This window comes from Kitasatospora sp. NPDC056181, assembly GCF_042266225.1.
Lineage (GTDB): Bacteria > Actinomycetota > Actinomycetes > Streptomycetales > Streptomycetaceae > Kitasatospora.
This window is the reverse complement of the sequence record NZ_JBHJUK010000197.1, coordinates 637-12788: the sequence shown is the minus strand read 5'-3', so window position 1 is coordinate 12788 and position 12152 is coordinate 637. Positions and strand designations below refer to the sequence as shown.

Annotated in this window: 8 protein-coding genes and 1 pseudogene; 5 read left to right on the top strand and 4 right to left on the bottom strand. The window is 74.3% G+C overall.

Annotation, left to right across the window (positions count from 1 at the left end; all coding sequences use genetic code 11):
- Positions 1 to 236 precede the first annotated feature (236 nt).
- Both ACFC1F_RS39495 and ACFC1F_RS39490 read right to left on the bottom strand, forming a co-directional pair.
- Positions 237 to 1652 carry a glycosyltransferase 87 family protein gene (locus ACFC1F_RS39495; protein ID WP_376166061.1) on the bottom strand — a complete coding sequence of 472 codons (1416 nt, stop codon included), beginning with the start codon at positions 1650 to 1652 and terminating at the stop codon, positions 237 to 239.
- A gap of 435 nt (positions 1653 to 2087) precedes the next feature.
- A complete protein-coding gene (locus ACFC1F_RS39490; RefSeq protein ID WP_376166059.1) occupies positions 2088 to 3302 on the bottom strand; it encodes an ROK family transcriptional regulator in 1215 nt (404 codons plus the stop codon).
- Between the two features lie 445 nt (positions 3303 to 3747).
- On the opposite strand from ACFC1F_RS39490, the gene ACFC1F_RS39485 reads away from it, so the two are divergent.
- The 5 genes and pseudogenes from ACFC1F_RS39485 to ACFC1F_RS39465 all read left to right on the top strand — a co-directional run bounded on the left by ACFC1F_RS39485 (position 3748) and on the right by ACFC1F_RS39465 (position 8370).
- Positions 3748 to 5565 (top strand): SpoIIE family protein phosphatase, encoded by a 1818-nt coding sequence (locus ACFC1F_RS39485; protein WP_376166057.1) that lies wholly within the window; start codon positions 3748 to 3750, stop codon positions 5563 to 5565.
- Positions 5566 to 5643: 78 nt separating this feature from the next.
- Positions 5644 to 5823 (top strand): annotated as a pseudogene (locus ACFC1F_RS39480) (penicillin-binding transpeptidase domain-containing protein); the annotation flags it as partial.
- Between the two features lie 167 nt (positions 5824 to 5990).
- Complete coding sequence (locus ACFC1F_RS39475) at positions 5991 to 6407, top strand: helix-turn-helix domain-containing protein (RefSeq protein WP_209410870.1); 417 nt, start codon at positions 5991 to 5993, stop codon at positions 6405 to 6407.
- Positions 6408 to 6674: 267 nt separating this feature from the next.
- On the top strand, positions 6675 to 7052 hold the full coding sequence (locus ACFC1F_RS39470; RefSeq protein WP_376166055.1) for a hypothetical protein: 378 nt from the start codon (positions 6675 to 6677) through the stop codon (positions 7050 to 7052).
- Entirely contained in the window at positions 7045 to 8370 is a 1326-nt protein-coding gene (locus tag ACFC1F_RS39465; protein ID WP_376166053.1) for an MAB_1171c family putative transporter, read from the top strand. The genes ACFC1F_RS39470 and ACFC1F_RS39465 overlap by 8 nt, the downstream gene beginning before the upstream one ends.
- 184 nt (positions 8371 to 8554) lie before the next feature.
- Here ACFC1F_RS39465 and ACFC1F_RS39460 read toward each other — a convergent pair whose 3' ends face one another.
- Together ACFC1F_RS39460 and ACFC1F_RS39455 are read right to left on the bottom strand one after the other, a co-directional pair.
- A complete protein-coding gene (locus ACFC1F_RS39460) occupies positions 8555 to 10762 on the bottom strand; it encodes a tetratricopeptide repeat protein (protein WP_376166051.1) in 2208 nt (735 codons plus the stop codon).
- Between the two features lie 51 nt (positions 10763 to 10813).
- Positions 10814 to 12016 carry a hypothetical protein gene (locus ACFC1F_RS39455; RefSeq protein WP_376166048.1) on the bottom strand — a complete coding sequence of 401 codons (1203 nt, stop codon included), beginning with the start codon at positions 12014 to 12016 and terminating at the stop codon, positions 10814 to 10816.
- Positions 12017 to 12152: the final 136 nt, after the last annotated feature.

Here is a 12152-nt window from a genome sequence, read left to right as displayed (position 1 = left end):
ATCCGTGCACGTCGTGCACGGATGCCGCCAGCGGCCCGGACCGCGCCGGGTCGGCCCGATTCAGACGTCCCGGGCCGGGCCCGTGAAGTCCGCGAACGGACCGGCCGCGACCCGTACGTCATCGCCGGTCCGGATGTACTCCGCAGCCGGCATGTCCGGCCGTCCCCTTCAGGTGCCGCGTCCGCCGGGCGACGCCGGCGGGATCGGACGTACGGCACACGTCACCGGGTTCGGGCTCACTCCTCGGCCGCTGTCTGACGATCGTGCTCGGCCGGGCCGCCCACGCGGGCCCGGCCGCGGGACGCCGCCCAGGTCACCGGCGGAGCCGGGGCCTGGCCCTGGGCCGGCAGGGACGGCAGCAGGGCCGACGTCGACGGCTCCGGGGCGTCGGCGAGGCCCGGGCGCCGGCCCAGCTCCCGGGCGCTGTCGGCACGCGGCCCGGGCTGAGCGCGCAAGTCCCCCGCCGTGGCGCGGAGCACCGCGATGAGCGCCAGCAGCATCAGCATGCCGTGGGCCGGCATGGACAGGTAGGGCGCCAGGTCGGGGGCGATGAACTTGAGGTAGCTGCCGAGGGAGGACAGCTGGACCAGGACCGGCAGGTACCAGAGCTTCCGGGGCAGTTGGAACGCGACGATCACGCTGAGCACGTCGGCGACGTAGAAGTACCGCTCGTGCATCGACGGGAGGAGGAACGGCACGGCGATCGCCGAGGCGGTGGCCAGCAGCAGCACCCTGGTGTCCGTGAGCGCCGCCCGACCGGCGGCTCCGCCCGTCCCTCCTCGCCGCCGTACGGCCCAGACGGCGAGCCCGACCAGCGCCAGCACCACGACGCCCGCGACGAGGACGCCGGCACTCCGCACGGCGTCCTCGTCGGCCTGCGGCACCGAGACGAACTGGTAGACGGACGGGGCGTTGAGGGTGAGCTGCTTGTAGGTGTCCGGCTGACGGGTGTAGACCGTCAGCAGCTGCCACGGGTCGGCGCCGAGCAGGAAGGCGGGGATGTCGAGGGCCACGTAGGCGGCCGGCAGGGCCAGCAGGCTCCGCCAGGGCACCCGCTTCACCAGGACCAGGACGAGCAGCAGCGGGAAGAGGAACACCGCCTGGAGCTTGAACGCCAGCGCGATGCCGAAGAACGCGCACGCCCACCACGGCCGGTCGCGGAGCACGTGGTAGACGCCGCCGACCAGGAAGGTCGTGAAGATGGCGTCGGCCTGGCCCCACCAGCCGCTGTTGGTCACCACCGTGGGCAGGAGGAGGACGACCAGCGCCGCGTTGAAGGCGTGCCAGGTCCGGTCCGGCCACCGCAGGGAGACGATGCGGAACGTGTAGGAGGCGAGTGCCAGGTCGAACAGGATCGAGATCCACTTGATGCCCGCCAGCGCCGACACCGGCAGGTAGGTGAGCGCGGCCATCAGGTAGAGGTAGGGGACGTTGTAGTCCGAGAAGTCCGCGTTGCTGAGGGCGCTGAACCCGCCGTGGTCCGCCATGTACCGGTACCACGGGCCGAGGAAGTAGTAGTAGTCCGACGACTCGCTGTCCAGCAGGAGCATCCTGACCGAGAGCGCGGCCGTCACGGCGGACATCACGGCCAGGGCCAGGACCGTCGGGTCGGGCGCCCCCCGGCGCGGTTCCGCGGCGGTGGTGTCGGACATCGGACTCCATTCAGTTCGGCGCGCCGCTCCCGGTGACGCGCGCTGCCGGGGGACGGTTCCGTCGTGGATCCGGCCGCCGGCTCGCGTAGGCCGCAGACGGTTCGCGCGGCCTTCCGGGGCCGACGCCCCGGCCCGGGTTCGACTGCCGGCCTCAGCCACAGTTCAACCACCGGCCCCCGCCGCCCCCGTGGTCCGCCCCGACCGTGGCGTCCGGCGGACGGCGCGCAGGTGGCGGGCTTCCTCCGGCCGCCCCGGGGCCCTTGTCTACCGGGCCCGCGGTGTTCGCGGGAGGTCGGCAAGGGCGCGGAAGAGGGCAGACGTTCTCGCCCGATCGGGCAGGTTGTTCCCATGATCGGACTGATGCTCCGATCGTACCCGTAGACTGATGCGCAGTTGACTCGAACCGGTCAGATTGGTCTGAACCTCTGCCGTCCGCTACTGGTCGGCGAACGCCGTGCGCCGTGCGAAGACCGCAGGGCGGGCGGTCTCCAACGCCGTCGCGACGGCGCCCAGGAGGACGGCCTCCTCCCCCAGTTCGCTCTGGGCGAGCTTCGGCCTCAGCGGGGTGAGGCGCTGGAGCGCGCGCTCCAGCGGGTCCAGCAGGAGGTCGGCACTGCCGCCGATGCCGCCGCCGAGGACGACCAGGTCCGGGTCGAGCAGGGCCGACAGGACGGCGACGGCGTAGGCGAGCTGCCCGGCCTCGCGGTGCACCGCCTCGGTGGCGAGCGGGTCGCCGGAGCGGGCGGCGTCGAAGACCTCCTTGGCCGTCAGCGGGCCGCCCATGCCGAGCTCCAGCGCCGTCCGGACCACCGCGTCCGCCGCGGCCGCCTCCTCGATCGTCCCGCCCGGCGTGCCGTCGGGCCGGGCGGGCAACGGGACGAGGCCGACCTCGCCGGCTGCGCCGTGGGCGCCGGAGAGGAGCTCACCGTCCTTGAGGACACCCACGCCCAGGCCGGTGCCGATCAGCAGGTAGGCGAACATGCGGCTGCCGCGGCCGGCGCCGAGGGTGAACTCCCCGAGGGCCGCGAGGTTGGCGTCGTTCGCGACGGTGACGCCGGTCTCCAGGCCCTCCCCGATCCGGTCGAACAGACCCGGTCTGCCCCAGCCCGGCAGGCTGGTGGCGTACCGGACGCCGCGCCGCTGCTCGTCCCACACACCGGGCGTGCCGATGACCGCGTGCACGATCTCCGCCGCGGCCAGGCCCGCCTCCGCGGTGGTCTCCCGGGAGGCGGCCACCACGGCGTCGGCCACCGCGTTGGCGGTGCGGCCCTTGTTCGGGATGTCCCGGCGGGCGACGATCCGCCCGGCGAGGTCGGCCACGGCCACGCGCAACCGGGCCCGGCCGATGTCCACACCGAGCACGTGGCCGGCGGTCGGGTCGGGCTCGTAGAGGACGGCCGTCCGGCCGCGCTCGGGCACGAAGCGGCCGGCCTCCCGGGCCAGTCCGGCCTGCTCCAATGCGGCGAGGGCGGTGGAGACGGTGGGCTTGGAGAGACCGGTGTCCCGGGCGAGCTGGGCCCGCGACGAGGGACCACCGGTGCGCAGCAGTTCGAGCAGCAGCCACTCGTTGTTGCTGCGCAGCCGCTGCCGGTTCCACGGCTGCGCCGGCGACCCGCCCGGCGGAACGGTGCTCGGCAGGTGGCGGCTCATCGGGTCCTCCGGGATCGGCGTGCTCCGCGGCCCCCGGTGGTCGGCGGCGCTCGGGCGGCACCCACGACCGGGCACCGCCGCCCAAGTATGACCGGTCCTCAGTGCACCCACCGGGCCGCGCACGGCACGCCCGGGTGCCGCCCGGGTCGCGGCCGGCTCGTACCGATGCCACCGGTGCCACCTGGGGCGTGCACGGCATGCACCGGGTGCCACCTGGGGCGCGGCCGGCCCCGGGTGGCCGGCCCGGCGGCCGTCAGCCGACCCAGGTGCCGGTGAGGTAGCGCACCGCCCCACCGGGCGACTCCCCTGCCACCGGACCCGGCCCCGGCCCCCAACCCGACCCACCCGAACCCGACGCAACCCCTCGGTTACAACACCGCTACCGGCGAGTCAAGGTTTCACCGGTCCATGGGCGTGCCGCGGCGCGACGAGTGATCATGGGCGTATGCGGTTCCGGTCCGGCAATGGAGGAGAGGGCGCCACCCCCGCGGGTCAGGACGACCGGTCACTGGCGGCGGCAGCGGCGGCGGCCCTGGCCGCGAACGGCGGCTCCGTCACGGCGGGTGACAGTCCGGATCTCCTCCGCAAGGTGCTCGCCCTCGCGCCGGTCGGCGTCGCACTGCTGGACGAGCGGCTGCGCTGGCAGTACCTCAACGCGGCCTTCACCACCGCCACCGGGCTGCGCCGGGCCGACCTGCTCGGCCGGCCGGTCGCAGCCACCGCCTTCGCGGGCGCGGCCGACACGCTGCGCCGCGTCCTCGCCGACGGCCGGGACCGCGAACACGCCACCGGCGGGCCGGACGGCGCGGGCGCCCCCGTGCCGGCCGGCCTGCGGGTGCGCTACCGGCCGCTGGAGGCCGACGGGCACGTCACCGGCGTGGTGGTCGTCGTGCTGGACGACCCCGGTCCGGAGCAGGAGCTTCGGCGCGAACTGGCGCAGGCCCGGGCCCGGCTGGCACTGCTCGACGCCGCCACCGAACGGATCGGCACCACGCTCGACGTCGACACCACCTGCGCCGAACTGGCCTCCTTCGCCGTACCCCGGCTCGCCGAGCTGGTCACCGTCGACGTCCTGCCGCCCGACTCCCCCGCCCGCCCCGGCCGCACCCGCGGCCTGCGGCTCCACCGCGCCGCCGCCCACTGCACGGGGAGCCTGCGCACGGCGGTGACGGAGCCGGCCCGGCCCGGCGAGTCCGTGCGCTACCGGGACGGCTCGGCCGCCGCCCGGGCCCTGGCCGCGGGTGTCGCGGTGCTCGCCGACGTCCCCACGGACGGGCAACTCGCCGACGCCGCCCCCGACCCAGCCAGCCTGGCCGCCTACCGGGCCGCCGGTCTGACCTCGCTGCTGGCGGTCCCGCTGACCGCCCGCGGTCAGCTGGTCGGCCTGCTGACGCTGGCCCGGACGGCCGCCTCGCCCGGCTTCACCCCGGAGGAGGCCGCCCTGATCGGCGACCTCGCCGCCCGCGCCGCCACCAGCGTCGACAACGCCCGCCGCTACGCCCGCTCGCAGGGCATCGCCCTCGAACTCCAGCGGGCACTGCTCAGCGAGCCCGGCAACCCGCACCAGAACATCGAGCTCTCCGCCCGCTACCTGCCCTCCGGCACCAGCTCGGTGGTCGGCGGCGACTGGTACGAGACGGTGCGGCTGCCGTTCGGCCGGACCCTGCTGGTGATGGGCGACGTCATGGGGCACGGCGTCGAGGCCGCCGTCGACATGAGCACCTACCGTTCGACCCTGCGCGACGTCGCGGGCATGGACCTGCCGCCGCACCGGATCCTGCGCCAGCTCGACACGGTCATCGCCGCCAACGACTCCGCCCGGCCGGCGACCTGCCTGCTCGCCCTCGCCGACCCGGGCCGCAACCGCTGGACCCTCTCCAGCGCCGGCCACCTCCCGCCCGCGCTGATCGCCCCCGGCCGCCCGACCGAACTGCTGCAGATCCCCACCGGCCCGCCGCTCGGCACCGGCCTCGGCGGCTACGAGCAGGTCACCCGCGAACTGCTGCCCGGCGAAACGCTCTTGCTGTACACCGACGGCCTGGTGGAACGCCGCGACGAGGACATCGACGTCTCCCTCGCCCGTCTCGCCGCCCTCCGCCTGCCGGCCGCCGGCGAGCTGGACGACCTCCTCGACGCCGTCCTGCACGCGCTCGCCCCGACCGGGCCGACCGCGCCCGCCGCCGAGGACGACATCGCCGTCCTGGCGGCCCGGCCCCGCGCCCGGCAGGACGGCCCGGCTCCGGGGGCGACGGTGCTGCGCTGACGCTCCCGCCGTCGGGGGCGTCGGCCGACGGAGCCCGGGGGCGCCAACCCGCGGTCTGCGGGCGGGAAGCCGGCCTCGCTGGTCGCCGTCCAACCGAGCACCGGCCACATCCTCGCGATGGCGTACTCCTCCAAGGACCAGTTCAACCGCGCCGTCGGGGGCGGGCAGGCGCCCGGCTCCACGATGAAGGTGATCACCGCGGCCGCCCTGCTGGAGGCCGGGGTGCGCCCGGACACCGTGGTGCCGTGCAAGGAGACCACCAACTCCCCGCGCCTGCGCATGGTGCCTTTCACTGTCGCAACCGGATCGGGGCCGACCCGCGACCACCACCTCTTCGGCGGAGCAACTAGAATCAGACACCGGTCGCGAGTGTTCCATACGCGCACGCACGAAGCGTGTGCACGGGGTGAGAGAAGAGGTGTGCCGTGCCCGACGACTCCGGTGCGTCCACGCTCGCAGCGAAGCTGGACCGGTTGTTCGACGTGGTCCGCCGTCCCGACCGCGAGCAGTACAGCCACGAGGAGGTGGCCCGGGCCTGTCGCGAGGCGACCGGGGAGAGCTTCTCGGCGACGTACCTCTGGCAGCTGCGGACAGGACGCCGGGACAATCCCACGAAGCGTCACCTCGAAGCGCTGGCGCAGTTCTTCCAGGTACCGCCCACGTACTTCTTCGACGACCGGCAAAGTGCCCGGATCGCCGAGGAGTTGGCGCTGCTCGGCGCGCTGCGCGACGCGGGCGTACGGGATGTGGCCCTGCGCGCGGTGACCCTCTCGCCCGAGGGACTCGGCACGATCAGTGACATGATCGAGGCGATCGCCCGCCGCGAGGCCGGTGGCAGGTAGCGGCCTACCGTACGAAGCGGATTCCCTCCGCGTTTCCGCGTTTGTAGTATCACCTCCCGGCGGGGGCGACCGAACGCCAGGGGGAGAAACGTGGGGTATCCGGGTGGGGTTGAACATGGGCTCTGGCAACGATGTCGGGGGGTCGCGGACTCGATACCGCTTCCGGAACCGTTCGGCATCCCGGCGCTGACCGAGTCGCTCTCCCGGCTTCGCGGCAGGCCCATCGAACTGGTCCCGCTCTCCGGCTCGGAGCACTCGCCCTGCGGCGTGCTGATCAGCACCGACCGCGCGGACTACATCGGATATCCGGTCGACACCACGGCGTTGCACCAACAGCACATCGTGCTGCACGAGATCGGCCATCTGCTCTGCGGGCACACCGGCGGCTCCGACTCCAGGGTGAGCACGGTGGTGTCCCGGGCCCTGACGACCCAGCTGTCCGAGGAGCTGGTGCGCCGGGTCCTCGGCCGCTCGGTGTACACGGAGCGGCAGGAGCAGGAGGCGGAGCTCGTCGCCTCGCTGGCCCTGCAACGCGCCCTGCAGCGGCCACGACCGACGACGACCGGCCAACTCACCGACCAGATGGTGCGATTACGGCAGGTCTTCGGGCGGCCGCTGCGACGCGGAGCGGCGCGCCGTGGCTGACCACCTGGCCAGTGCCGCGAGCTACTTCGCCGCCGCGGTCGCCCTGCTGAGCACGCTCTGGAAGATCCGGACGGACCGGGGGCGCCGGTCCGACCCCGCGCTCCACTACGGCTACGCCTGCGGCGCGCTGCTCGGGGCGGGAATGGCGGTGAACGCCCCGGCCACGGCCTCGGCCCTGGCCGGCGTGCTGCCCCAACCCGCCCTTCTCACCCTGGTGGCCGACCAGTTGAAGGTGGCGTCGGCCGGGGCGCTGGCCATGATGGCGTACGCCACCTGGGCGTCCGCGGCAGCGCGGGGCGCGGTGCGGCGGCAGACCGCCTTCACGGGCGCCACCGTCCTGCTGGGCACTGTCGGCTTCCTCGCCGCCTCGCCCGTCAGTGACGGCACGACCGTCACCGTCGGCAGCGCGGACAGGCCGCTCCTGGCGGGGTACGTCGCGCTCTTCGCCGTCCACACCGCGTGGTGCCTGGCGGTCTTCGGATTCCTGATCGGGCGCTGCGCCTGGCACTCGCCGCCCGGCGTCCTCCGGCTCGGACTGCGCCTGATGGCCGGCAGCGCGCTGGCGGGGCTGCTGTGGACGGCCGGCTGTCTGCAGGACATGGCGGACATCCTCACCTCGGGCCGTGAGACCGGCGCGGACAGCGGGGTGTCCGGGCTGGCGGCCGTGGTCTGCATCGTGCTCGGCTTCGGCGGTGCGACCGCTTCCGCCTGGGCGGACTGGGGCCGACGCGTGCGGGCCTGGCGGGACCACCGCAGGCTCGACCCCCTGTGGTCGGCGGTGCACTCCGTGCTCCCGGAGATCGAACTCGTGACCCCGGCGCAGCCGTTCGGGCCGGTCGCATCCCTCGGGCCGTTCGGCTCCTTCCGGCCGTTCGAGTCCCTCGGGCCGTTCGGGTCCCTCGGACCGTTCGGGCCGTTCGGCCGCGGGGCCGGCCGGCGGCGCGACATCCACTTCGCGCTGTACCGACGGATCATCGAGATCCGCGACGGTCAGCTCTCCCTCCGCCCCCATCTGCATCCCCGGGTGCCGCTCTGGGTCGGGGAGGCCATCGGATCCGCCGGACCCGCCGACGCCGAGGAACTGGCGGCCGTGGTCGAGGCGGCGGCCCTCGCAGCCGCGCTGGAGGCGGCGAGGGCCGGGCACCGCTTCCCCATCGGCCCGGGCGAGGGATGCGTGCCCCACCCGGTGGTGGCCGACATCGGCGAGGAGGCGGCGTGGCTGGTCAAGGTGGCTGCCGCCTACACCGGTTCACCCGCCGTGGCCCACGTCCGCAGCCGGGTGCGCGGCGAGCTGGGCCGCGCCGCGGTCCGGCACTGACGCCCGAAAGCCGCCCCGCCGACCCGTCGGCCCCGTCGGCCCTGTCGGCCCCCGCGGGTGGCGGGCCCGACAGGGCGACGGGGCGGCGGGGCGGCTGCCCGGCGAAGCGGTTGCCCGGCGAGGCGGCGGGGCGGCTGCCCGCGGGGCCGGCGGAGCGGAGGCGACCGCTCAGGCGCGGGCCGGCTCAGGCGCGGGCCAGCTCCGGCATCAGCTCGTACACCTGCTCGGCGGACTCGGGATCGGCCTTCAGGCAGGCGAGGAGGTCGTCCCTGGCGCTGTCCGCCCGGTCGAGCCCGATCAGGCAACGGGCCCGCTGCAACCGGGCGTCGACGTCCTCGGTCGAGCCGAGCACCTCGTCGAGCAGTCGCAGCGCCTCACCGAAGCGGCCGGCGTCGTGGTGGACCACGGCCAGGTTGAACTGGATGCCGGGCTCCGCCGAAAGCTCGACCGCGCGTGCCAGATCGGCGCCGGCCGCGTCCAGATCGCCCTCTTGGTAGCGGAGTTCACCGAGCAGGGCCCAGGCCTGGGCGTACTCGGGGTCGACGGCGAGTGCGGCCTCGTAGGCGTCGGACGCCGCCGCGAGGTCACCGTCGGCGACCAGCAGCTGTCCCTTGATGCAGAGGAGCTGCAGACTCGCCGGAGTGTCCGCGAGCCCGGCCCGCACCTCGTCCCAGGCGTGCTGGTGCTCACCGGCTTCGAGGAGCAGTGCGGCCCGGTTGAGGCGGGCGTCGCCGAACTCCGGGTCGAGCTGGAGGACGTAGCCGAAGTCCGCCACCGCCGCCTCGGTGTCGCCGAGCTCGGCCAGGACGTCGGCCCGGTTGAAGTACGCCTCGGGGAAGGGCGGCGAGAGCCGGATGGCGTGGTCGTAGTCGGCCAGCGCCTGCTCCGGACGGCCCAGGTCGCGCCAGAGCATGCCCCGGTCGAAGTAGTACTCGGCGTAGTTGGGGTCGCACTCGATCACCGCCGTGTAGTCGGCGACGGCTTCGTCGTGGCGGCCCAGGCCCGCGTACACCTGTGCGCGGTTGTAGCGCAGCACGGAGCGGTGCAGTGCGTGCTCGTGGTCCTCCAGCGTCTCGTCGAGCCGGGCGATGCAGCCGTCCAGCAACTCCAACGCCGCCTCCAGACGGCCCTGGTGGACCTCGATCAGCGCGAGCCCGTTGCGGTTGAACACCACGCGCGCCTCCCGCTCCTTCGGCTCGGGGTGCCAACGGGCGAAGGCGATCGCCTGGTTGACCCAGGCCCGGGCCAACTGGTGGTCGCGCCGGTCGGCGCCGAAGTGGCGGGTGTGGAGCATGGCCGTGGCGTACGCGGCCTGCATGTGGACCTCGGGCGAGGTGCTGAGCGCGCGGGCCTCGTCGTACAGCGGCAGCGCCTGATCGGCAAGGCCGAGGGCGGCGAAGGAGGTGGTCATCTTGGTGGTGAAGGCCCACCAGTGGGTCGGGCTGCTCTCGTGGGTGACCAGCCGCCGGCCACGCTCCCCGAGGTCCAGGACGGCGTGGTAGAAGCCGAGGTCCATGCAGTGGTCGAGGGCGTGGCGCAGGATGTCGGCCCCGGCCCCGGACGGATCGCTGCCGTGCTCCGCGTGCCAGGCGATGGCCCCCAGGCGCAGGGAGGACTCCCCGGCCGTCTCCAGCTCCGCCCGCCGCAGGTCGTGCAGCCGGGCGCGTTCGGCCGGCGGCAGGCTCAGGTAGGCGGCGAGCTCGTCCGGGTCGTCGCCGATGCCGTCGCCGTCGATGTAGCCGCGGCCCGGCACGGCGCCGGCCAGCAGGCCCTCGGCTGCCGTTCCCGCGCCCGTCGCGGCCTCGTCCTGCGCGTCGAGCACCGTGCACCGGGCGGCGAGTGCGGTCGGCAGGTCCTCGCGGCCGGGACCGGCCGGACGCTCCAGCGGCTCGGTGCCGGTGGTGACCACCACGGTGAGCAGCTGCGGATCGACGCGTCGCAGCAGGACGGCCAGGAACTCCCCGTCGCTGGGGTCGGCCCGGTGGGCGTCGTCGACGACGAGCGAGCGCGGGCCGACCGCGCGCAGGTACGCCTCCAGGAACTCGACGAGGCCGTGGGCGATCCGCAGTGTGCGCAGCGCGGAGTAGAAGCGGGTGCGCTCCTTGGGCACCGCCAGGGAGGTCAGTGTCTCGCGGGTGGCCGGCACCAGGTCGCGCAGCTCCGGTGTGGTGGAGAGGATTTCGATGTCGTGCTCGGCGACGGCCTCGGGGCAGCGGGCGAGCGCGTCCGGGACGATCCCGCGCAGGATCGAGCCGACGGCGGTGTAGGGGCCGCGCAGACGGCGGTTGGCGTTCACCACGGCGAGTGCGGGCGGCAGGTCGAGCCGCTCGCGGGCTTCGACGCGGGCGCGGCGCCCGGTGGCGCGGACCCAGTGGTGGCGGTGCTCGGCCATGACTCAGCTGCCTTTCGCGCGGGGCGCAGGGGAGGAGGGAGGGTTCGGGGGTCAGGCCGACTGGGCCGCCGCGCGCCGCTCGCGGGCGGCGAGCACGACGACGGCGACGGTCTGCGCGAGGCTGAGCACCATCAGGGCGAGCGAGTCGAGCCGGCCGGCCGCCGAGGCCTGGCCGGTCAGGCGCAGCCACATGTCGTGCAGGAGGCGGTAGGCCGTCGGGACGACGACACCGGCGAACATCGTGAGGGTGAACACGTAGCCCACGAGCATCAGCCAGGCGTACCAGCGCGCGACCTTCCGGTCGACCGGGTGGTGGACGGACAGGTCCAGCGGCGGCCGCCCGATGGTGCGCCGAACGGCGTTGCGCAGCACGTCGGTTGCGGCAGCGTGGAGGTTCACGCAGCCCAGGACGGTGCCGAGCAGGACGTAGATGTCGGTCCGCAGGTAGAAGAACCCCTGCCAGGCGAGCCGCAGTGCCGTGGCGTAGGCCATCGCGAGACAGAGCGACGCGACGGTCCCGTTGGTGCCGCGCGTCGCGTCGGCGATCAGGGTGAGCACGGCGATCGCCAGGGCGTCGGCGATCATGCCCGCCATGATGGGCAGGTAGCGCTGTCGGCGCGGCACGCTGACCAGCCCGTCGAGGGAGGTCTCCAGCACCAGGTAGACCAGGCGGCGGCCGATGGAGAGCCGCGAGCGCAGGCCGAGCCGGCGGCCGGCCAGGGCGTGGAAGGCCTCGTGCAGCGCGAGCAGCGGCACCTGGCCGATGAACAGCATCAGCACGACGAGGGTGTAGTACGAGCTGAAGAACAGGTTGTCGACGCGCGGGACCAGCTCGGGCACCCGGACCATCTCGGCCACGGCGAGGGCCGTCACGAGTCCGTAGCCGACGAGGGCCGGTCGGCTGAAGACCACCTGACCCAGTCGCTGCCAGCGCACCGGCGCGGCCGGTCCCGCCTTTTCGCCGTCGGAGCGGACGAGGTCGAGCTCCACGAGGGCCTCGACGAGGTCGGCGATGTCGACGGTCTCTCCGTGCACGGTCTGGTAGCGCTCGGCGGCCTCGCGGGGCGTGAGGCCCTCGGCGAGCATCCGGACCAGTTCGGCGCCGTCGGCCGGGAAGACGGCGTAGGTGTCGGTCTCCGGGCTGCCGATGGTGACCTCGTCGGCCTCCGGCAGGTACACGAGCTGACGAAGCGGTACCGGCCGGTCCAGGTCGAGGCCCGGGGCGGTGGGACTGCTGTCCGTGGAGGAGTGCACGGATCCTCCTGCGGGAGGTAGACGGAGGGGCGAGGGGGTGGAGCGGGGGGGGGCGGCCGCGGGGCGGGCGGGCCGGCGCCCCCGGCGCCCCCGCGGGAATAAGAAAAAAAACACCCCCAAAACAATCGTAGAAGTG